The 23,061-nt window shown below is 37.6% G+C and carries 17 protein-coding genes, 1 tRNA gene and 1 riboswitch; of the genes, 8 read left to right on the plus strand and 10 right to left on the minus strand.

Going from position 1 to position 23,061, the window contains the following annotated elements; translation table 11 throughout:
• Positions 1-9 precede the first annotated feature (9 nt).
• Positions 10-453 carry a 50S ribosomal protein L9 gene (gene rplI, locus JYB62_RS17700; RefSeq protein WP_074226514.1) on the plus strand — a complete coding sequence of 148 codons (444 nt, stop codon included), beginning with the start codon at positions 10-12 and terminating at the stop codon, positions 451-453.
• 56 nt (positions 454-509) lie between these two features.
• On the opposite strand, the gene JYB62_RS17705 is transcribed toward rplI, so the two are convergent.
• Complete coding sequence (locus JYB62_RS17705; protein ID WP_205646737.1) at positions 510-755, minus strand: hypothetical protein; 246 nt, start codon at positions 753-755, stop codon at positions 510-512.
• A 312-nt stretch (positions 756-1,067) separates the two neighbouring features.
• Here JYB62_RS17705 and JYB62_RS17710 point away from each other — a divergent pair.
• A tRNA-Gln gene (locus tag JYB62_RS17710) sits at positions 1,068-1,140 on the plus strand.
• A 28-nt stretch (positions 1,141-1,168) separates the two neighbouring features.
• Here JYB62_RS17710 and JYB62_RS17715 read toward each other — a convergent pair.
• Together JYB62_RS17715 and JYB62_RS17720 are read right to left on the minus strand one after the other, a co-directional pair.
• Positions 1,169-1,888 carry an EcsC family protein gene (locus tag JYB62_RS17715; protein WP_205646738.1) on the minus strand — a complete coding sequence of 240 codons (720 nt, stop codon included), beginning with the start codon at positions 1,886-1,888 and terminating at the stop codon, positions 1,169-1,171.
• A gap of 150 nt (positions 1,889-2,038) precedes the next feature.
• Entirely contained in the window at positions 2,039-4,759 is a 2,721-nt protein-coding gene (locus JYB62_RS17720) for a M14 family metallopeptidase (protein WP_205646739.1), read from the minus strand.
• Between the two features lie 429 nt (positions 4,760-5,188).
• Here JYB62_RS17720 and JYB62_RS17725 point away from each other — a divergent pair, with 429 nt between their 5' ends.
• The 4 genes from JYB62_RS17725 (at position 5,189) to JYB62_RS17740 (ending at position 8,806) form a co-directional block, all read left to right on the plus strand.
• Entirely contained in the window at positions 5,189-6,115 is a 927-nt protein-coding gene (locus JYB62_RS17725; protein WP_205646740.1) for a ribose-phosphate pyrophosphokinase, read from the plus strand.
• Positions 6,116-6,142: 27 nt separating this feature from the next.
• Complete coding sequence (locus JYB62_RS17730) at positions 6,143-6,721, plus strand: 50S ribosomal protein L25/general stress protein Ctc (RefSeq protein ID WP_205646741.1); 579 nt, start codon at positions 6,143-6,145, stop codon at positions 6,719-6,721.
• Positions 6,722-6,802: 81 nt separating this feature from the next.
• On the plus strand, positions 6,803-7,363 hold the full coding sequence (pth, locus tag JYB62_RS17735; RefSeq protein ID WP_205646742.1) for an aminoacyl-tRNA hydrolase: 561 nt from the start codon (positions 6,803-6,805) through the stop codon (positions 7,361-7,363).
• Between the two features lie 58 nt (positions 7,364-7,421).
• A riboswitch (SAM riboswitch) is annotated at positions 7,422-7,523 on the plus strand.
• 110 nt (positions 7,524-7,633) lie between these two features.
• The gene (locus JYB62_RS17740) at positions 7,634-8,806 is read left to right on the plus strand and encodes an O-succinylhomoserine sulfhydrylase (protein WP_205646743.1); all 1,173 of its coding nucleotides are present in this window, start codon (positions 7,634-7,636) and stop codon (positions 8,804-8,806) included.
• Positions 8,807-8,860: 54 nt separating this feature from the next.
• Here the strand turns inward: JYB62_RS17740 and JYB62_RS17745 are convergent, their stop codons facing one another.
• The 4 genes from JYB62_RS17745 to JYB62_RS17760 form a co-directional block, all read right to left on the minus strand.
• Positions 8,861-9,322 carry a CBS domain-containing protein gene (locus JYB62_RS17745; RefSeq protein ID WP_205646744.1) on the minus strand — a complete coding sequence of 154 codons (462 nt, stop codon included), beginning with the start codon at positions 9,320-9,322 and terminating at the stop codon, positions 8,861-8,863.
• A 121-nt stretch (positions 9,323-9,443) separates the two neighbouring features.
• Positions 9,444-10,997: an FG-GAP repeat domain-containing protein gene (locus JYB62_RS17750; protein WP_205646745.1), complete on the minus strand. Its 1,554-nt coding sequence runs from the start codon at positions 10,995-10,997 to the stop codon at positions 9,444-9,446.
• Positions 10,994-11,740, minus strand: coding sequence for a copper homeostasis protein CutC (locus JYB62_RS17755; protein WP_205646746.1), 747 nt, complete (start codon positions 11,738-11,740; stop codon positions 10,994-10,996). The genes JYB62_RS17750 and JYB62_RS17755 overlap by 4 nt, the downstream gene beginning before the upstream one ends.
• A gap of 1 nt (position 11,741) precedes the next feature.
• Positions 11,742-12,719: a N(4)-(beta-N-acetylglucosaminyl)-L-asparaginase gene (locus tag JYB62_RS17760; RefSeq protein WP_205646747.1), complete on the minus strand. Its 978-nt coding sequence runs from the start codon at positions 12,717-12,719 to the stop codon at positions 11,742-11,744.
• An 89-nt stretch (positions 12,720-12,808) separates the two neighbouring features.
• Here JYB62_RS17760 and JYB62_RS17765 point away from each other — a divergent pair, with 89 nt between their 5' ends.
• The gene (locus JYB62_RS17765) at positions 12,809-13,570 is read left to right on the plus strand and encodes a creatininase family protein (RefSeq protein ID WP_205646748.1); all 762 of its coding nucleotides are present in this window, start codon (positions 12,809-12,811) and stop codon (positions 13,568-13,570) included.
• Position 13,571: 1 nt separating this feature from the next.
• Here the strand turns inward: JYB62_RS17765 and JYB62_RS17770 are convergent, their stop codons facing one another.
• The 3 genes from JYB62_RS17770 to JYB62_RS17780 form a co-directional block, all read right to left on the minus strand.
• Positions 13,572-17,129 carry a VCBS repeat-containing protein gene (locus tag JYB62_RS17770; protein ID WP_205646749.1) on the minus strand — a complete coding sequence of 1,186 codons (3,558 nt, stop codon included), beginning with the start codon at positions 17,127-17,129 and terminating at the stop codon, positions 13,572-13,574.
• A gap of 83 nt (positions 17,130-17,212) precedes the next feature.
• On the minus strand, positions 17,213-18,952 hold the full coding sequence (locus JYB62_RS17775; protein ID WP_205646750.1) for a RagB/SusD family nutrient uptake outer membrane protein: 1,740 nt from the start codon (positions 18,950-18,952) through the stop codon (positions 17,213-17,215).
• A gap of 12 nt (positions 18,953-18,964) precedes the next feature.
• Positions 18,965-22,174: a SusC/RagA family TonB-linked outer membrane protein gene (locus tag JYB62_RS17780; RefSeq protein WP_205646751.1), complete on the minus strand. Its 3,210-nt coding sequence runs from the start codon at positions 22,172-22,174 to the stop codon at positions 18,965-18,967.
• A 486-nt stretch (positions 22,175-22,660) separates the two neighbouring features.
• Between JYB62_RS17780 and JYB62_RS17785 the strand changes: the two genes are divergently transcribed.
• Positions 22,661-23,050 (plus strand): creatininase family protein, encoded by a 390-nt coding sequence (locus tag JYB62_RS17785; protein ID WP_317194686.1) that lies wholly within the window; start codon positions 22,661-22,663, stop codon positions 23,048-23,050.
• Positions 23,051-23,061 lie beyond the last annotated feature (11 nt).

Genomic DNA, 23,061 nt, shown 5'->3' on the forward strand with positions numbered 1-23,061 from the left:
TCATTACAAATGGAAATCATTCTAAAAACAGACATCAAAGGTCTTGGCTATAAAAATGACTTGGTTGAAGTAAAGCCTGGTTACGGTAGAAACTATCTTATCCCACAGGGATATGCAGTTTTAGCTACAGGATCAAACAAGAAAATCCTTGCCGAGAACATCAAGCAAGCTGCTCATAAAGCAGAAAAAATTAAAACTGAAGCTGAGAACATCGCTGAGAAATTACAAGCATTGACGCTTGAAATCAAGGCTAAGATCGGTGAATCAGGCAAAATTTTCGGAAAAGTAACTACGCTTCAAATTGCAGACGCATTAGCTGCAAACGGAATCGACATCGACAGAAAGAAAATCTCTATCAATGTACCAGTTGATGGTGCTGGAGAATTCGCTGCAGAAGTTGATCTTCACAGAGAAGTGAAAACTGACGTAAAATTTGTGGTAGTAGGCGAATAAGCTTACTCACTATTAATAAAAACAAAAAAGCTCACCAATGGTGAGCTTTTTTGTTTTTAACTTAAAGATTTTTCAAAATCATCAAGCAATTTTTTAGATACTGCTCGACTGTTGATTTCCTTTGCTTCTTTTAATAACTCTATAGCTTTTTGAGACTTTTCTATTACACCTTCCGGGTTTTGATCATACTTAAAACTTCCCCAACACCAGGTAAGCTCTGCTGCTAAAGTGTCCCCGATATTTAATTTTTCTAGCTTCTGAACTACTTCAGGAATTGTTTTTTCAAGTTTTTTAATTTGCATTATTAGTAATTTTTGGTTGGATAGATTTTTATATTCGCATCAAAAAACAGTATTAATTTTCAAATAAACAATACTTATAGAAAATTTTAACATTTCTACAATAAAGCTAACATAGGATTTATTCATTAAACAACCTTTTAAGCCTCTAATAAAAGGTGGAAGACCACATTACTAGCAGAATTTTTATCACCTGACTTCAAGAGGGTTAAGCAATAAATCAAAAAATCTTTTTTACACTTCTTGGAAAAAAAGAATTGAAAATCTACCTTTGTGACACTTTAAGAGACACCCACAAGGAGTATCAATTAAAACTGGTCTATGGTGTAACTGGCAACACGTCTGATTTTGGTTCAGAAGAGTCTAGGTTCGAGCCCTAGTAGACCAACGAAACCTCTCGAAATTCGAGAGGTTTTTTATTTTTTAAGGAGTCTTAATCTAAATGCATTCATAGCAGTTTTACCTAGCTGCTCTGTGAGTTTATAATTAGCTATTGCTCCTACTCCCGCCCCAACAAGCGGAACCAGTTGTGCCAACTTAGCAAGATCTATATAATCCCGATAATCCAACTGAAAGGTTTTCCAGTCAAACTCATTTAAATCGTTTGGCAAAGTATCCTTGTAATTATCCCAATCCTCTATTAACCCTATTAAATCATTCCTTCTTTGTTGGGAAGAAAAGCTTAATTGAAACACATAAAGTAAAAAAAGGCGTTCTTGATAATCTTTGGTGTCAAAACCATAGATAGAAGCTATATCAAAAAGCATTTTCATTTTGATAGTAAGGAATGCCGGAAAATCTGCAAATCCGAGTAAAATTCCTCCAGCTCCAGTGATAGCTCCCTCCACTGAAGCCGTATTTCTATACCATTTTATTCTACTCCTTACCTTGGCCTCCCTTTCTTTCAGACTCAATTCATTTTTGATTTTTGGGCGAATTAGAGTAGAACCAGAAATAACGAGTTTTACCATATTTTCAATTGCTGTGGTAATCACTCGATGGACTTTATCAGGGATCCAATTATTTACTTTTTTTTGTACCCCATGAGTGATTTTACCAAACAAACCCGACTTTTTTTTCATCTTAAAAAGCCAAAGGCCTAATTCAGCATTCACGTATTCCAAATAAACATCCATTCAGTTCTACTTTATTTATTCCTAAAGGAAAGACACAGGATCACCTGTCAATTCCTCTTACTTATTTTACTACAAATCACCCTATCAAGTTTAATAAAAAAAAGCTGCCCCAAAAGGACAGCTTTTAAAACTTAACGCCTGATTATATCGCTATTTATATAATCCATTAAATAAAAGTTTGAAGGTACCATGAGATTGAGCTCTAAAGGTAATCTCAGGACCAAAGGCAAATAGTTTACCATTACCTATCTGCGCTTCAAATGCTGTTACGCCATTCTTTAGATAGGATTGTCCCCAAGCCCATCCACTTCTCAAGGGTTCTTCTTCTCCAAACCAAGCAATAGGTTTTACTCCCATTTTTGCAGCATTTGGAGCTAATTTAAATACTGGGCTTCTGTTGAACATGATATAAGCTGTTTCTCCCATTCCATAATTCGCCGGAGAATTTGTATCTATATGCATCTCTAATACAGAGCCCGGAATGTAATATTTCTCACCACTTAGAGAAATAGCATTTCCATTTGGCCCAATCTCTGTTAATGCATCCTCCACCGGAAGGTCCAAATGATAAGCCAAATCTGTCGCACTGCCCACCGCAATTACTTTTCCTCCATTAGAAATAAATTCCTTGAGTTGAGGAATAGATTTGTCAGTGGAAATTCCTCCAAGCATATGACTATATTCTTCGGGAATTTCTTCTGCATCAGGTTGTCTTCTATTATAACCTCTGGAATTCTGACTTGGGATTCCTGGACCTATGAATAATAGAACGTCATACTTATCATTTAAATTGCCTTTATCAATTTCTTGAGGGAAGACTAATTCAAATGGGAAATGAAACTGTTCCATCATCCATCTTACCCAGCCGGAAGGCATTGAGCCTCCATAATAATCAAAAAGACCAATTCTTGCAGGCTTGATTTCAGTCGCCCCTGCCGGTTGCTTTGCAGCAATAGGGTAAACCCCATATTCACTTGAAGCTTTTTCAAGGACTTTTTTACCCGCTCCACCAACATAAAATGAGCCCGCAGGCATTCCATTTACTGGAGAGGTGGTTCTATATACTTTGACTTTGGCTTGAAGCAAGTCATTTACAGCCATAAAGCTATTATTTCCTCTTGCATCGAGTAGGTACCCTAACCCATTAACCAAGTCTTTTGGTTCTGGAGTTAATAATTCACCATACGGCATTCGCTCAAAAGGTCCATCAAAGTCATCCATGATTCGATCTACTTCAGAACCCATTTGGTACGCTAAAGTCCAACCCGCAGCATCATAGGGTCTAATAGGAGGTCCTCCTGGGTACAAGAAATCATTTGGATGATCTTGCGGCTCAAACATATCTATCACGTGTGGTCGGAAAGCCTGATCCGTCTTCACGATATAGGATCCCGCAGGATAAGATTTTCCGTTTACTGTGAAATCCGCGGTAGCTTTATGAACTAAAATCCCTGACTTTATCAATGCATTCAAGAATTTGATCGCAGTTGGAAAATCCGGCTGGTCCGCAGACAAAATATAACCTCTTGGGTCTCTTCTGGCTGGGTCCTGATAAACGGAATCATAAAACTGTTTTGGAATACCCGATCTAAAACCGAAATAAACAGCATCCTCATCTTCCTCAGATTTATTCTTTTGGGAGGCTTTAAATGCATCCTGCACCGCTTGAGCATATTTTGGATACATGGTCCAGTTGTCCTTGCTACCCTTTTCGATCGAGTTTCTACCCATCAAATAGATGTTGTATAGCAATTCATCTCCATGTCTTACCGCATGGTTTAATATAGCGTAATTAAGAGATACTGAGTAATCTATAGATCTTTTAAAGTGCCAATCTTGTGGAGCCACCGGGTATGGAGTACCATTATTTGGAATTAATCTATCTGGAACCAATGGAATTGTAGAAGGGGTCGGGCTGCCGATGATCTCTGTCAAAATACCGATGATGTTATGATAGTAAGGAGTCGTTCTTAGACCTCCATTCCACCAAGTAGAAAAAACCGATCCATCCAATCTGGTATAACCCGGTTTATCTTCTTGATGCAACCTATTAATCATTGCAGCTCCTACTCCATCCAGACTGGTAATAATCAGAGGGTCAAAAACATGATTGAAAGGGTCTCTATAAGGAGGCCCAGCCACTACCGTACCTGCTGGTCCAGATTGATGGTGATTGTAAATGATTTGAGGGATCCATTCTACATATTGTTGAAGTGACATATTTGCCGCCTCACTCATGTTATTCATGTAGAAATCTCTGTTATTATCATGTCCGACATATTTCTGGTAAAGGATAGGAATGTTCTGATTCCTTTTCTCTGGATCTTCCTCACTCATATACCAATCTGAAACAATTTCCATCCCATCAGGATTGGCATGAACCAAAAGGATAATGACATCATCCAAAATCTTCATGGTCTCTTCATCAGTTCTGGAAGCCAACTGATACAAGGTTTCGATTAATTGATGTGGGCCCACTACTTCCGTGGAATGAAGACCTCCATCTATCCATACCACTGGCTTTCCTTCAATCACCAGACTCTCCGCCTCTTCTTTGGTGATTTCAGCCCTAGCAAGGGTTTGAGAAATTTCTTTGTAGCGATCCAATTTCTCGAAATTGGCAGGGGCGGTCACGATCATCATAGGATGAGATCTTCCATACTCCGTTTTTCCAATCTCGACCAACTTAACTCGATCACTAGCATCTGCGACTTTTTTAAAATATTCTTCTGATTGGGAGAAAGTAGCTAGTTTATAATCATCTCCAATATCAAACCCAAAATGAGATTTAGGTGTAGGGACGGACTGAGCAAAAAGTCCAAATGACCAAATGCTCAATAGTAAAGTAAAGAGCGTAAAACGTTTTTTCATGTGATAATTTTTGGTTGATGGTTGATTAAACCATTTCTAAAATACTATGAAAAAAAAAGGTATGCATTCCACTTACATACTTTCTGTCTTTTTTTACAGGACCGGAACTATACGTCAATGAACTTTAATCGAAATAGAAAAAATTCAAATTTTTAAAATAAATCATTGATTTTTTCACCCAACCAAGCTCAAAAATTAAATTTTATTTGGAACGATGAGATTTGGCAAATCTAAGCCCCCTATTAAAGCCCCTTTAAAAAATAGACCCTCAAAGTCGATTTCATCTTGATATAAGAATGAAAATTTCAATCAAATAAATTCTTTGCAAACATATATTTTGAATGAATTCCATTTGATTTAGCCTTACCATCAAATTTTACTATTTTTGCCTCAGAAACCTTTCTTTCTTCTCCGAATAAACCACCGAATATGTCCGAAGTCAAAATCTTCTCAGGCGGAAACAGCCTCGTTTTAGCAGAAAAAATCTCAAAAAACTACGGTAAAAAACTTGGCGATCTAACCATGTCAAAGTTCAGCGATGGGGAAATGTCTCCAAGCTTTGACGAGTCAATTCGTGGATGTACTGTGTTCTTAATCCAGAGTACGAATCCTCCTAGTGACAATATACTGGAACTTTGTTTGATGATAGATGCAGCTAAACGTGCGAGTGCCTACAAAGTCTGTGCTGTCATCCCTTACTTTGGATATGCTAGACAAGACAGAAAAGACCGTCCAAGAGTTTCTATTGCAGCGAAGGCAATCGCAAATATGATTACCTCAGCAGGCGCCGACAGGATCATGACTTGTGACCTTCATGCTGGACAAATTCAAGGTTTTTTTGATTTACCGTTGGATCACTTAAATGGATCAGCTATCTTTGTGCCCTATTTGAGCGGGCTCAGCTTAAATAACATGATTTTCGCGGCCCCAGATGTCGGGGGAGTTGCGAGAGCAAGAGCTTATGCAAAACACTTTGAAGTGGAAATGGTAGTCTGTGATAAGCACAGAAAAAGAGCCAATGAGATTGCTTCGATGCAGGTAATCGGGGATGTTGAAGGGAAGGACGTGATCTTAGTTGATGATTTGGTAGATACTGCCGGAACCTTGTGCAAAGCAGCTCAAATCATTATGGAAAAAGGAGCTACTTCTGTAAGGGCCATTGTAACTCATGGCGTTCTTTCAGGAAAAGCTTATGAAAATATTGAAAATTCAGTTTTAGAAGAATTGGTGATCACAGATACTATTCCTTTGAAACAAAAATCTTCAAAAATTAAAGTATTGACAGTTGCAGACTTATTTGCCAAAGCTATACATGCGGTAACGGGTCACACCTCTATCAGTTCTTTATTTATTTAAGAACCAATTTTATTAAATATATATCTTATGAAAACACTTGAGATTATAGGGTTTAAAAGAGCAAATCTCGACAGTGCCTCTCTAAATGAAATCAGAGAAAGCGGCAATGTTCCCTGCGTAGTTTATGGACCAGGTATTCCTGAGCAAATCCACTTCTCTTCTCCAATCATTTTGTTTAGAGATTTGATTTACACTCCAGAAGTACATTTAGTAGAATTGAACATTGAAGGAACAATCGTAAAGGCTGTTTTGAAAGATGCGCAATTCCACCCAGTAAGTGAAACTTTGCTTCATGCAGATTTCATGGCCTATACTGAAGACAAGCCAATCAAATTCGAAATTCCTGTAAAAGTTGTTGGTAACTCTCCAGGTATAGCTAAAGGTGGAAAGCTTGAATTCAAAACAAGAAAGCTAAAAGTAAAAGGATTGGCATCTCAGCTTCCTGATTTTATCAAAGCAGATATTTCAAACCTTGACTTGGGTAAATCTTTCAAAGTAGCTGAATTATCAGCTGATGGATTCGAAATCTTAACTAGCCCTAATGTTTCTCTTGTAACCATCGGTATTCCAAGAGCACTTAGAGGAAAGAAAACTGAAGAAGCTTAATCTTCATTGCATCAACACAGAAATCCTGCCCTTTAAAACGGGCAGGATTTTTTTATTTTTACGCATTGATCAACCCCTCTTATGAAATATCTCATTGTAGGCTTGGGAAATATCGGGCCTGAATACGAATTGACTCGACATAATATCGGTTTTCTCACTGTAGATCGGCTTGCAGATAAAGAATCAATTTCTTGGGAAAGTAGCCGATTGGCCTTTAAATCAGAATTCAAATACAAAGGAAGATCCATCCACTTGATCAAGCCCACTACCTATATGAATCTCAGTGGAAAAGCCATGAATTATTGGATGAAGGAATTAAATATTCCAAAAGAAAATGTCCTGGTTCTGGTAGATGATGTAGCGATCCCATTTGGGAGTCTTCGAATGAAACCAAAAGGAAGTGCCGCTGGCCATAATGGTCTGAAAAATATCGAAACCTTAACCGGGGGACAAAACTACCCACGATTGAGAATAGGTATAGGAGATGATTACCCAAAAGGAAGACAGGTAGATTACGTTTTAGGTAAATTTACTCAAGATGAATTTATTGAACTGCCTCTGATCATGGACAAAGCAATCGAAATGATATTGTCTTTTTGTACGATAGGAATCGAACGAACCATGAATCAGTATAATAATTAAATCAATAGATTTGGAAATACCCGAAACACGGGTTTACTTTGTACCACTTCAGGCAACTGATTTATAAAGAAGAGGCGAGAGAATAGGCTCATTGACCCTCTGGCAACCATCCCATCTGCGGAAAGGTGCCAAGTCCTACCCTTAGCGGGAACTATAAATTGGCTTTAATAAACAAAACCCCCTTTTTAGTTCGATTTGACCGCTTTTGGTTTGACTTTCTCAAACTAATAGAGCCTATCTATGTCATACCAATAAATAAGGCATTCAGTGATGAGCAAGCATTTCGAAACTAATTCCATCCGAATCACCCCCTCTAAATCAAATCAAAAGGAGCATTCCGCTCCGATTTATCTTACTTCCAGCTTCACGTTTGAATCTGCTGAAGAAGCTAGAGCTACCTTTTCTGAAGAAGTCCAAGGCAATATCTATTCAAGATATGCCAACCCTAACTCCAGTGATCTAATTGAGAAAATTTGTGCCGCCGAAGGAACAGAGATGGGTATTGCCACAGCATCCGGAATGGCTGCCATGTTTGGAAGTATTGCTTCACTATTACAACAGGGAGATCATGTCTTAGCGTCAAGATCTCTGTTCGGGTCTACACACCAATTATTAACTCGCGTATTCCCTAAATGGGGGATCACCTCTACTTACGGAGATATTTCTGATATTGACAACTGGGAAAAGCTGATTCAGCCAAACACCAAGATGCTTTTTATTGAAACTCCTTCCAACCCTGGATTAGAAATCATTGATTTAGAATGGGCAGGAAACTTCGCTAAAGCGCATAACCTGATTTTAGTAGTTGACAATTGTTTTGCAACCCCTTATCTACAACAACCTGCTAAATGGGGTGCACATATAGTTACTCATAGTGCCACTAAATATATTGATGGACAGGGTAGAGTACTAGGAGGTTTGATTTTGGGAACCGCAGAATTAATGAAAGAAGTACAGTTTTTCACCAGACATACTGGACCTGCTATTTCTCCATTCAATGCTTGGATTTTATCCAAAAGTATGGAAACGCTGGGTGTAAGAATGGATAGACATTGCGAAAACGCATTAAAAACTGCCCAGTATTTTGAAGGTAGTTCGGAATTGGAAAACGTAAAATACCCTTTCTTAAAATCTCATCCCCAACATCATTTGGCCATTAAACAAATGAAACATGGAGGAGGGATTATTACTTTGACCGTAAAAGGAGGAGAAGAACGTGCAAGGAAATTTATTGATCATCTTCAAATGATTTCCATTACTGCAAATCTAGGGGATAGTAGAAGTATTATTACTCACCCGGCTTCTACTACCCATAGCAAATTATCAGTAGAAGAACGGGCAAGAGTCGGAATTTCTGATGGACTCGTAAGACTATCCGTAGGACTAGAACATGTGGATGATATTATTGAAGATGTAGAGAGAGCCTTACACCTATCCAAATAAAAAAATCAAAATGAAAGCGCCCCCATAAGTACTATATGGGGGCGCTTTCTATTTCTACCAGGTAGTCTGTTTGAGTTTGGGAAAGGCCCTTATAACATCACTTAAACTAATTTGACCAATTAGCGTACCATCTTTCAATACAGGAAACCTTCTGATTTTTAATTCTAAAAATTTCTGAGCAGCATCAAATAGTGATAATTCCTGCCCCAAAGTAATCACATCCGTACTCATATGCTCTTTTACTTTTCCAGGAAATTTAGGCGTATTGGTATATTTTCCTTTTATAATTTCTTTTAAGCAATCTACCTCAGAAATGATTCCGACTAAGGCACCTGACTCATCTACAACAGGGGCACCAGAGATTTTCCTTTTGGTCAAAACGTCCAATACCTTGTCAATGGTATCATCTGGATGAAAAGTCACCAGGTTAGTACTCATATGATCTTTCACTAAAATTTGTGTTGCAGGAGATTTTTTGGGCTCCACCATTCTTACTCCTTGGAAACTCTTTACCATAGATGAAATAATTTTTAAGGTGAAAAATAATTTACTGAAAAATTACTATTTATCAAAATAGAAATCATTAATACCTATATATTCAATATATAGATATCATTATTATATCCAAAACGAAATATTATTTCTTTTGATTCTTAAAAACCAAAATAGGAGACCATGTCTTCTGAGTTGATGTATTTAAATCATCATATTCAAATACTCCTACCACCAAATCAAGGTCTCCATCACCTCCCAAGTCACCTTTAGTCATAGTAAGCCAATGAGAATCCTTTTCGATATCAGGTGCATAAGGTAGAAAATCCATCATCCCATTCTGTTGAAAATACAACAGGTTTTGTTTTGAGCTTTGATTTTGATCAGGAAAAAATGAGAGTACAAAAATATCCAGATCTCCATCTTGATCAAAATCAGCCACTTCTAGGTCACTCGCTCCATACATGGGATAAAACCAAGAAGGTTCAAAATCTAAATCACCTTCATTTAAAAAAATTCTCACTCCATGATAATTTTTCAATACAGGAGCTAAATCTCCATGATCCCCATTCACCAAAATGAGATCTTTTAATCCATCATGATTAATATCTAGAAACTGAAAATCAATTGAGCCAAAAGCAGGATGAAATCTCAATAATGACTTTTCTTTAAATTCTCCATCCCCTTGATTGAAGAAAGCAAAAAAACCCTCATTTGCCTGTGTCATTAAGGCCAAAATATCCAAGTCACCATCCTGATCCAAATCCTCAATAAAAACCCTTCTTGCTCCCGGTGAATTTTTCAAAACTACTTTCTCCCATTGATCTCCATTCGATTTAAATAAGCTAAGTTCTCCAATATGGTTTCCAAACTCGCAAACTACTTTATCCAAAATGCCATCACCATTAAAATCTGCATATTCCAAACTCACTGGTCTTTTTAAGTTTTCTAAAACCGCACCACTTACCCAATCTTGTCCTGATTTATAAAACCCATTGACTACTCCCGAGGAATCATTAGAGGTATCCATCATACCAATAGTCAACAATTCAAATGAATTGGAATCATCCTCCCAATGAATATCAATTGGAGCTGTCTCGGTTTCTATAGAATCTATGACGTGAAAATCATGACTAGGGTCTAGTACAAAAATAGATTTGAACCGATACCCCAACCAAAGTTTACCAGAAACAGGCTCCACTCTCAATAAAGTGACCAAATCAGGGTAAAGGTTTGTAAATTTTGGTCGAACTATTTCGAAACCAGGAATTCCTAAGTTGGCCGAAGCCTTATCAGCTTGTGGAATTGAAATATCAGGCGCATTGTCTAGATAATAGGCCTCAAGCTTTTCCCAATTATCCTTATTTATGTAAGGTATTTCAGAATAAATCCCTTTTGGAACATCCATATCAATGGGCATAATGGAACCAAAATCCTCCTCTAAATAAAGCCCCATCCTTTTTCTCATATCCGGCAGAACTTTCTCTTTCCAAGTAGACTTGTCTAAAATCTCAGGTTCTGGCTTCAAATGACAAGTTGCACAATAAGCATTTGCTAATTGCTCTCCATTCAAATTTAAATCTTCCGAGGCTAGCTGCTCAAGAGTTGGAGGGGGTTGTTTTCTCTCAGAAATCGGCTTACAGAAAACTGCTCCAAGCAGAATCAGTGAATAAATGGCTATTAAACGGAAAGAATTCATATAGATTCGATCGCATCTAAAAATCGGGATACAGTTTCTTGATCCACTCTTAAATCTTTCAGGAAAGCTTCCGGGTCAACCGAAAAAGAAACTTCTGGATTGACATAGGTATTTGTACTTCTTTTCCAGATTTTACATGAGGCATGGATATCTGTTAAATGTCCAGTTTTGGATAAAACCGAAACATGTTCAGGCTTAGTCCCTCCACCAGGCATGATGGAAATTTCTCCATTTGCCTTATTAATCAACTCAATAATCACATCTACCCCCTCAGTTACAGAGTTTTTACCGCCGGAAGTTAGTATTCTTTGAAAACCCAAACCTTTGATTAATTCAAGTGCTTCAAATTGATCTGACAATGCATCAAAGGCCCTATGGAAAGTACAAGGCTTTCCTGAGGCTGTTCGGATTAATGTTTCACAAGCAGAAACATTTACATTCCCTTCAAAGTCCAAGACTCCAAACACAAACCCATCAGCCCCCAACTCCCCAAGCAACTCAACATCCCTTTTCATAACCATCAGTTCCTTTTGGGTATAAGCAAAATTGCCTCCTCTTGGTCTAATCATCACAAAAATCGGGATATCCACTTCAGATTTTAAAAACTTGAGCATGCCCGCACTTGGTGTTTCTCCACCTTCCGGAAAATTAGAGCATAATTCAAGTCTATTTACTCCGTAAGTTGCGGCCTCCAATGCTGCCTCAACACTAAATACGGGAGCTTCAAGTGTTATTGTTGCCATCTTAAAAGTAGCTTTTCGAATCAATCAATGCATTTGAGCTTAAGGTACCTTGAGCGAAATTAAAGCCCGGGTGAATCGCATAAGCTCCTACTTGACCTTCTTTATTGATTGCTAAGAATCCAGCCTGTACATCCTTGATGTTTTTGCTTTTAGAAACAAGTCTTCTGACAGCCTCCTCACAAGCTTCTTGTGGAGTCCTACCTTGTCTCATCAACTCAACAATTAAAAAACTACCACATACTCTAATAATGGTTTCTCCAAGCCCGGTAGCTGTGGCAGCTCCTACCTCGTTATCCACATATAATCCTGCTCCGATAATTGGGCTATCTCCCACTCTACCGTGCATCTTATATGCGAGTCCACTTGTGGTACAGCTTCCAGCCATTTGACCATTTTTATCAATACCGATCATTCCAATGGTATCATGATTTTCAATATTGATTACTGGCTTGTATTTACTGGTTACCTTCCATTTTTCATAAGCCTCTTTGGCCTTAGGGCTAAGCTCCTCTTTTTCTATTGGGAATCCTTCCGAAATGGCTAACTGTCTAGCCCCTTCGCCTACGATCATTACATGTGGAGTTTTCTCCATTACAACCCTGGCTAATGAAATTGGGTGCTTCACCTGACGAACAAATGCCACTGATCCGCAAGATCCGTCTCCGGTCATGATAGAGGCATCCAAGGTAGTAATACCCTCTCTATCTGGTAATCCTTGCAGACCGACAGAGAGGTTGTCCATATCTAATTCGGTATCCATTACACCAGCTTCCACTGCATCGAGGATACTTCCTGTTTCTTTTAATTTTGAAATAGCAGCGGCATTGGCAGGCAAGCCATGATTCCAAGTTGATAATATCAATGGTTTTTCACCTAATAATTCTTTTTTGGAGGAATTGGCAAACGCACCTGAAATCCCAGGAACTAAAATTGCAGAACCCAAAATGGACTTCTTAATAAACTTTCTTCTTTCAGACATAAAACTTAATTTCGAATGAGGCTTCAAATTATCAAAATTGCCTTTAAAAATGTGAACCTTCTGTCAATTCATTGCTAAACCCGCTCAAAATGAGACCATATATTTTAAAAGAAGCAAATTGGAAAAATTTAAAATCCGAACGATTTGAACTAGCTGTTCTTCCATGGGGAGCTACCGAAGCTCATAATTATCACTTGCCATATGGTACGGACATTTACGAGGCCGATGGAGTCGCTGAGGAAAGTGGAAGAAAAGCCTGGGAAAAAGGAGCCAAAGTAATGGTTTTACCCACTATCCCATTTGGAGTGAATACTGGTCAGTCTGACATCTACTTAGACATGAATCTTAATCCCAGTACCCAACTTGCTATTTTAAGAGATTTGATCACCGTTCTAGACAGGCAGGGAGTGAAAAAGCTCTTGATCGTAAATAGTCATGGAGGCAATGATTTTAAAACCATGCTTAGAGAATTAGGACTTAGTTTTCCCGACATGCTATTATTCACTTGCAATTGGTTTCAAGCATTGGATAAAACCAAATATTTTGAAGAAATGGGAGATCACGCTGATGAAATGGAAACTTCCTTGATCATGCACCTTCAACCTCATTTAGTATCTCCTCTAAAAGAGGCAGGTAATGGAGCGGAAAAAAAATCAGTGATTTCCGGCTTGAGAGAGAAATGGGCTTGGGCGGAACGGAAATGGTCTGAAGTAACAGAGGATACAGGAATTGGAAATCCAAAAAAAGCCTCCCCTGAAAAAGGAAGGCTTTATTTTGAAGATGTCACCAATAAAGTTGCAAATCTAATGGTGGAAATTTGCCAGGCAACACCTTCCAAACTTTACGAATGAATCAATTTATTTTTGAAAGATCAAGATCCTTTTCATTGCCTTTAAAATCTATCACTTTTATTGATATCACATCTTTTGGAAGAGTGATTTCTTTGGATGATTGGGATAAAAAACCCGACCCATGATTGATTTCAATTCTTTGGGATTTCCCATTGCCAAGCTCTATTAGAATGGCAACTACTTCTGGACTTGGATTAAAAGCTTGTCCAGTTTGGGTTTTCTTTCGGAAAGTCTTCAATTCTCCTCTATTCTGGGAAGCAATAAATAAGGAACTTCCATTGGGAGAACTTAGCTTAACCAATGCTTTCCCGTCACCTGGAACCAAAAATCCACTAGTATCCGAAGTAGCGGCTTTGAATCCTCCATTTCCATCTCCCAACAATAGCAGCCCATTCAAGGCGTCCAGTCTACCAATGAAAATTTCATTTCCAAAATCATTCCCAACCAACAAAATATCCAAGAAACCATCTTGGTTAACATCCTCTGCCAATAGCCCATTGACAGGTGCCAATTGAGCCAAAGTAGGAAGCTCATGTACTTTAAATTTACCTTGTCCATTATTTTCCAAATACACTGATCGATCAAAATTCCCTTTAAGAACTAAAGCGTCTTTACGTTCTTCCTCAGAAAAAAAGGTCTGCTCTGTACTCAACGCATAAAGCTTATATCTCTCAAACTTCCTTCTAAATAAGATACTTTGTCCATACAGGTCATCCCAAAAATGGCTCGGAAAAGATTCAAATTCTTCTTGCTCATTTTTATACCAGGCAAAAATCACAGGATCCACACTTCCATTGTTATCAAAATCCTTTGCATAGATTTTCACAGGCATTTCAAAAGTCGGGTGGTAAGGATTATTCGCTCCTAGATTCCCTACCACAAAATCCATATCCCCATCTTGATCAAAATCACCAGACTGGATGGAGTTCCACCAGCCTAGGTAGTTTTCCAAATCACTTTTCATCTTTTTCAATTGGGAGCCATTGTTTTTAAAAACTGTGATAGGCATCAGCTCACCTACTACGATTAAATCTATGAGCCCGTCTAAATCAACATCAGACCAAATCGCATCAGTCACCATTCCAACAGTCCTCAATTCAGGTGCTACTTGATCTGTGACATCCTCTAATATGCCTTGATTATTCTTCAACAAAAAGCTCCTTTCAGGATAAGGATATTGAGCAAATGGCGTTCGCCCACCTACAAAAAGATCGATGAAACCATCTTGATCAAAATCAGCCCCCCTAACGGCACTTCCACTGGTTTTGACAGAGCTAAAATCTTGATCTAACATAAAATTACCTTCCCCATCATTGAAATAAACCCTGTCCTGATACTCAAAAGAGTCTGCAGGAAATTCATTACTCCCACTCACGAGATAAAGGTCTAAATCACCGTCATTATCCAGATCCAAAAGTAAAGTCCCCATTTCTTCAAAATTTGGATTTTCTCCAGGTAGTAGATCCTTTTGAGTGAAAGTACCATCGCTTTTTTGAAGAAATACCTGTGGCTGGTATCCAGCGGATGAACCCACAATTAAATCTTCTAGCTCATCTCCGTTGATATCCCCCACTGCCAAAGCTGGACCATATTGGGATAATTTATGAGGAAGGGTTCGTTGAACATTAAAATCAATTATGTCATTTTCTTGATGTAAAAATTCAAGCCCTAAGTTTTTAGATACATCTTCAAGTAACACACTGCCAGATTCCTCTTCCAAGATTGCAACTGAATTAGATCCCGAAGAAGCCGTTTTATGAGAAATCTCAATCTTGGAATTTAGTGTGGGGCTTGGTATTTCATTATACTTTCCATCCGGCCACATTACTTGAATATTCGAAACGGTCTGCCCCGCTGGAATTCCAAAATGTAATATTTCCTCTATTGAGGACATATAGCCCCTAACTACCTGCTGTTCTTGGTATAACTTGGTCTCATTACTTAGAGTCAAAACAACTTTTGCTCCAAGTCCTTGTGGATTTGATGTAGGCCCATGCAGCTTTATTCTAAAAAAAACTCCCTTTTCTTTTTTTTCATTCAGTTTGTTCTCGAAAATAAAGGCAGGATCATTGATATTATTAACCACATAATCCAAGTCGCCGTCTAAATCTAGATCTACTAATGCTGCTCCGTTGGAAAAAGATGGTTTATCCAGCCCCCAATCATTTTTTGAATCCTTAAAAGTCAAATCCCCCTTATTTTTAAAAGCATAATTGGGTATTTTGACAATAGGGATTGAATCCAAAAGATGACGAGCTGTCGCAACACTGCCTACATCTGCACGGTAATTAACAAAATCTTTATCCGTAATATCCCTTGGAAAACCATTGGTAATCAACAAATCACGTTGCCCATCATTATCCACATCCCCAAACAATGGAGCCCAAGACCAATCTGTTTGATAGACCCCTGCATACATTCCAATTTCGCTAAATGGCTCTTTGCCTCCATTATTTAGATGGAGCATATTCCTCATGTATTGAAACTCGTAATCCCATTTTTCATTGTTGAAATACGTCAGATATGAATTTCTTCCAACAGTTGTTTTTTTTCTGTAATTACTTTCCCCAAGCATATCTAGGGTTATCAAATCTGGCTTCAAATCATTGTTAATATCTGCTAAATCTGAGCCCATAGAAAATTGACTTTGGTGCTTTATCTTGTCCTTTATCCTATTAGAAAATGTTCCATCTCGATTATTAATATATAGCAAGTCATTAGTCAAATAATCATTTGAAACATGGATATCGGGCCACCCATCATTATTAATATCACCCACCAGAAGTCCTAACCCAAAGCCTTCGATGGTTATACCGGACTCAGTGGTGACATTGGTAAAAGTATTATCTCCATTATTTTTATAAAGGGCGTCATTACTAATGGAAGAACCATCAACAATTTTCTCTCTATAATTTGAAGACAATATTTCTAATTGTTCATTATTCAATACATACAAGTCAAGATCTCCATCCAAATCATAATCGATAAATGCAGCTCCCATGCCATTTCCAGCATCTGCAATACCATAATCTGAGGCCATTTCTTTGAAAGTAATTTGACCCTCTGAATTCTTCCCTTGGTTAATAAAAAGCAAATTATTTCTTAATCCAGGGCCTGATTTCATGGCAGAAACTACATAAATATCTAAAAGGCCGTCTTCATTGATATCAACTACCACAGATCCTGTACACCAAAAATTTGGCGCCTCAATACCTGCTTCGCTAGAAACGTCCTCAAATTTGAATTCCCCCTGATTGAGATAAAGCTTATTTGAAACCTGATTTCCGGTAAAAAATAAATCAGGCAACCCATTTTGATCAAAATCAGCAACAGCTATACCGCCACCATTAAAAATGTATTCATCAGTTAATATATTGAATGAGTCAGTTTCAACGATTTCATTATTAAAATAAATCCCTGTAGCCTCAGGGTCTTTTAATTCAAATAAACTATCTTTTTCTTTACATGAAACAAATCCATAAAAAGAAAAGAACAATATCCCGAAAAAGCTGAAAGCATTAATACTACTTCTATTAAAACAAAGAAGACCTCTTATCATCAGATATTTATTTACTAATTTTTTAATTTAAAATAAAAAAACCCACTCTGAGACAGAATGGGTTTTTCTTTATAATTCACATTTTAATAGGCTGGATCCTGAACTAATGTAGGCACACCATCCTTTAAAGATCTATCAATCGCTTGTACAGGAATTGGGTAAAATTCATTTTTCCCTTTCGTGAAAACAGCATTACTCAAATATACACGCTTAGTTTTTTCTACATTCAGATAAGCGTTTAATACTTCCGCAGAAGCTCCCCATCTCTGAAGGTCAAAGAACCTGTGTCCTTCCATCGCAAACTCTAACCTAGTTTCAAAACGAACTGCTTTTCTAGCAAGGTTTTTATCTGTCCATGGTGAATCATACGTTGATATTTTATAATTAGCTGCTGGCTCGCCGGGTACTATTGTATAGTCATTCCTATTTGTGCCTTGAATGGCTCTAGGAACATATCCTTCTGGGTTTGCGGCTCGTTCTCTGATAATATTTACAAGCTCTCTTGCCCTTTCAAGACTTCCAACCTCCACTTCAGCTTCAGCAAGCCATAATAGAATCATACTATAACGCATAATTCTATAATTATTTGCAGAGAGGTTACCCCATCCGCCAACACCAAATCCAGCAGACTCAGCTACATGTTTTTTTGATGAATAAGGTCCTGCATAGGAAAGGTCACGTATAAAGTCAGTTCCATGAATTTTGAAGTCTTTAAACAAAATGCCTGGTCTTCCTAGTGTATGATCTAATCTTGGATCCAAAGGCCCAGTATATTCAGTTTCCCAAGTAACATCAGACTCGTTAAAGTTATCCAATAATGGTAGCCCAGAACTAGTGGTTTTGTATGCATTTACCAAGTTTTGAGAAGCTTGGTAAAAACCACAGCATCCCCAAGGATCTGTATAAGGGTGAGCCAGACCTACACCTTGATCGGAAGCCTGATCATTCGCACTGTTAATCGCATATTGAATTTCAAATATTGATTCTCTATTATTCCTAGTTGCTACAAGGAAGTTGTCTTCAAATTTGTCAACTAGCGAGAACCTATTACTATTTACAATCTGATCAAGCAATTGCTTCGCTTCTTGAAGCTTAGCGCTATTTGCATTTCCGCTTGCATCCCAACCTTGATACATTTTAGCTTTTGCTAAAAATGCCATCGCTGCCCATTTAGTCGGTCTACCAATTTCATTCTGTACTTCTGGCAACTTATTGATTGCATCTTCAAAGTCCGCCTCGATTAAAGGCCAAATTTCTATATCATTTGGAACCTTAGTACTTTCTACATCATTGATATCGAATACTTCGTCACTAATGTAAGGAGGATTTCTCCACATTTTACGGGCTTCCATATGAAAAAACCCTCTTAGGAAACGTGCTTCACCAATAATTTTATTCCTTTTTTCATCACTAATTTCCTCTACTTGCTTCAAAGTATTTAATGCATCATTTGCTCTGGCTATCCCCTTAAATAATCCTCTCCACTTATTGGTTATATGGTTGTTAAATGCCTGAAAATCGTATGCTTCAATAAAAGATTGCTCTGGTTGGTCACCAGCATCAGTTCCTTTATAAGCATCATCAGATGCAATTCCTCCAAACACCCAGTTTTGAACATCATTTTCCCAAGGAGCTTGACCATCCAAACCTGTTCCAGAAAGCATTTTATAGGCTCCAATCAAAATCCCATCCACCCCATCTTCAGTTGCAAGGACACTTGAACTAAACTGACCTTGAGGTTCATTTGTGAGGAATTCATCAGAACAGCTAAACATCACTAAAATGATAAATGCGCTATATATTAACTTTATTATATTCTTCATAAACTCTTTAATTTAAAAGTTAACGTTAAGACCGATTAACAGATTTCTTGAAACAGGCATATAACCTCCATCAAATCCCAAAGTATTATCCGTGTTTGTTTGAATTTCAGGATTTAGCCCTGAATATTTTGTAATGGTAAACATGTTTTGAGCTTGGATATAAATAGATCCACTACCCAATCCAATTTTGGAAAGAAGTGTATTAGGCATGGAATAGGTTAATTGAATATTCCTCATTCTGAAATATGAACCATCTTCTATAAAATAACTAGAAGGTCTACTACTGATTTGATCATTGGCATCCATAATAGGAGCTTTCGCGTTTGGATTAGCTGCTACCCACTGTGACTTAGGAGCCTGAGGATTTGTTGGTTGCCATGCATCATACAATGCTCTTTGTGATCTATTACCCTGGAATGTATTAAAATCAGCAAAATATCTCACGTAATTGAAAATATCATTTCCCACAGAGCCATTACCAAACAAGGTCAATTCCCAGTTTTTATACCCTAGATTAATGTTAACACCATAAGTAAAATCAGGGTGTGGGTTACCAATAATTGTTCTATCATCATCGGTAATTTCTCCATCATTATTCACATCTTCGATTTTAAACTTACCAGGTGCATTATAGGTACCATAAGATGGGTATGAATCAGCTTCTTCTTGAGTTTGGAATATTCCAAGCACGTTAAATCCGTAATAGGAAGATAAAGGCAATCCTGCCTGAGTTAAAGTAACAGACGGTACTCTGGAACTAAAACCAAAGAAGCGAGTCTCTTCATTTTCATCTAATCTATCAACGGTATTTCTATAAGTGGAGAAGTTTGCTGATATCCCGTATCTAAAATCACCTCCCTGAGCGGTATTCTGATACCCAAGATTCAAATCAATTCCTTTGTTAGTGATTTGACCCACATTGGATGCCGGTGCAGCAGCATCACCTGCCGAAAAGGTAATTGGAATTGTGAAAAGCATATCGGAAGTAACTCGGCTCCAAATATCGAACTCAAAATTAACTTTGCTATTGAATAAAAGTGCATCAAAACCTAAGTTATTGGAGGTAGTTGTTTCCCATTTTGCATTAGGATTTCCAAATCTTTGTGCGTCAAAACCAATTGTTGGAGAAGAAGTGGAACCATCAATTGGATAGCCAGCATTAAAAATATTTGACCTATAGGTGGTATAAGCATTATAATCCCCAATAGCTTGGTTTCCAGTTTTACCAAAACCATATCTTAATTTAAAATCATTGATGAATGGCAATGCTGAACTGAAAAAGTTCTCTTCCGAAATTCTCCATCCTAAACTAAACGCAGGGAAAAGAGCATTTCTTGAGGCTGATAGAAATCTAGACGAAGCATCATTTCTGATAATGACCTGAGCTAAGTATTTCTCACCATAAGCATAATTGAATTTACCAAAGAGAGAGAATAAGCTGTAATCTCTGAAAACATTTCCTGAGTTACTAGCCGTAGTAGCATCCCCTAAATCTAAGTAACTTAAGATCTCTGTACTATTAAAGGCAAAACGTTGTCTTCCCGCTTGAAAAGATTCACCGAACTCTTTAATAGCTTCAGTTCCCACATAAACGTCGATAAAGTGAATATCTTTGAGCACCTTTTTATAGGTCAATACATTGGTCCAAACCCATTGATATTGATAAGAATCTGTAGCTGTGGTGCTATTAATAAAATTACCTTCCACATATTCAGGCTGAGGTCTTCCTAGATATCTTCCCCGTGATGTATTTCCATCAATTCCCAAACTAGTTTTAATTTGTAAGTTATCAAGGATATCATAAGACAAGAAGGCATTTCCAAAAACCCTTAGACGCATAGTCCTATTATCTTGTTGGCGGGATAATACAGCATAAGGGTTAAAGTTATTACCTAGATTGGCCCCACGGCTTCCAGCAAAATTTCCAGCGATGTCATAAATTGGTAAAAGTGGATGATGTTTATAAGAACCAGAAACAGCATTTTGTTCATTTTGGTTACCAAATCCACCTTTTCTATTATCAAAGGTTACGGATAAATTCTCACCAACTGTGAGTTTATTGTTCATCCCTTTAAATTCAGTATTTGCGCGGAGAGAAAATCGCTCATAACCGATGAATTTAACAATACCTTCCTGATTAAAGTATCCTGCCGAAAGAGCATACTTACTTGTTTCAGTTCCTCCAGTAGCAGAAATTTGGTAATTTTGAATTGGCGAAGATCTGGTTACCTCATCCCACCAGTTAGTATCCGCAGACCTAGTAATTGCATAAATATTACCTGGCTCCAAGGCATATAGTGACGGATCAGTCCCAGGGTCTCCTTCCATTGCGCCGCTTGGAAATACGTAATCAGGAATTGTTACTTCTCCATTTGAACCAAATTTATATTGCCCATGGCTCGGTGTTTTTCCTGCATACAGATCAGCTAAATACAAATATTCACCTAGCTCTCTCGCATTAAGAGCTTCTACAGAATTTGTAGCTGTCTGAGAACCGCCGAAAGCATTGAAAGAAATTGTAGACTTACCTACTTTCCCTCTTTTTGTGGTAATAATTACAACCCCATTTGCAGCTCTTGATCCATAGATTGACGCCGCCGAAGCATCTTTCAAAACCTGAATGGTCTGAATATCTTGAGGGTTTAAGTTACCCTGACGTTCAGTTGGAACACCATCTATAATATAAAGTGGATTATTATTTCCAATGGTACCAAAACCACGAATCCTTACAGTAGCTTCTCCTCCTGGTGTCGCATCATTAACAATATTGACACCTGCAGCTCTACCTTGTAATTGTTGAGCAAATGTAGTAGCTGGAACCGAAAGCAAATCATCGGTATCGACAGTTGCTACCGCCCCTGTGATATCTCGTTTAGATTGCTCTCCGTAACCCGTTACAACAACCTCTTCAAGGTTGCTTATTGACTGAGTCAGTTCAACATTAATTATACTCCTATTTCCTATTAGTTCTTCTTTTGAATCAAAACCAATAAAAGAGAATACTAAGTAAGCATCTCCAGAAGGTGCATTTATATTATACTTTCCATCAAAGTCAGTAACTACCCCTGTGGTAGTGCCTTTCACTAAAACCGTGGCGCCCGGCAGGGGCTCTCCAATATCGTCCGTAACTGTTCCACTTATAGTAATTTGAGCGAATGCCGAGACACTCGTAAATACAAAAAACAGTAAAAACAAACTTAAAATTGTATAATTTCTTTTCATTTAGATAGATTGATTGGGTAACAAGATTAGTTTTAAATGCTTGTTTTTCAATTGTTAACATGATTGATTGCGATAAATCGCAAAAAAATAACGCGAAAAAAAAACCAAAAGTGGAATTCGAAATTTGCGTTATACCACGGCAAAATACCAGCAACTGGGCTTACCCCTTAAAATTTAAACGTATCGCTTGATACATTGTACAGGCAATATTAGAAGAAAAGTCAGGTCATAGGCATTCATTTTGGGATTTAAAGTTTCACTTTTAACATAATTATATAAATTCTAAAACGTAATTCATAATTCAAAATACAAAAAATAAAATTAAGATTTTGACCTAGAACTTAAGCATTAAACTTTTACGAATTCAAAATCACAAAATAAAACACTGAATTATTATATTTTAGAAAATACTTTGCCATAAAAATTTATAATCATCTTCAAAGATTATTATAAAATTTAATTTTTTGTTTTACTTATTTTGAAAGATTGCAAAAAAACCAAAAATCATCTGATAGTGGGCTTAAAACCATACTCAGAGAACTAGGACTTAGCTTTCCCGATATACTATTATTCACTTGCAATTGTTTTCAAGCATTGGATAAAATCAAGTATTTTGAGGAAATGGGAGATCACGCCGATGAAATGGAAACTTCCTTAATCATGCACCTTCAACCTCATTTAATTACCCCATTGAAAGAGGCAGGTAATGGAGTGGAAAAAAAGTCAGTAATTTCCGGCTTGAGAGAGAAATGGACTTGGGCGGAACGGAAAAAGTCTGAAGTAACAGAGGATATAGGAATTGGAAATCCAAAAAACCCTCCCCTGAAAAAGGGAGGCTTTATTTTGAAGATGTCATCAATAAAGTGGCTGAGTTAATGGTAGAAATC

Origin of the sequence: Algoriphagus lutimaris (genome assembly GCF_017051705.1) — a bacterium.
GTDB lineage: Bacteria > Bacteroidota > Bacteroidia > Cytophagales > Cyclobacteriaceae > Algoriphagus > Algoriphagus lutimaris.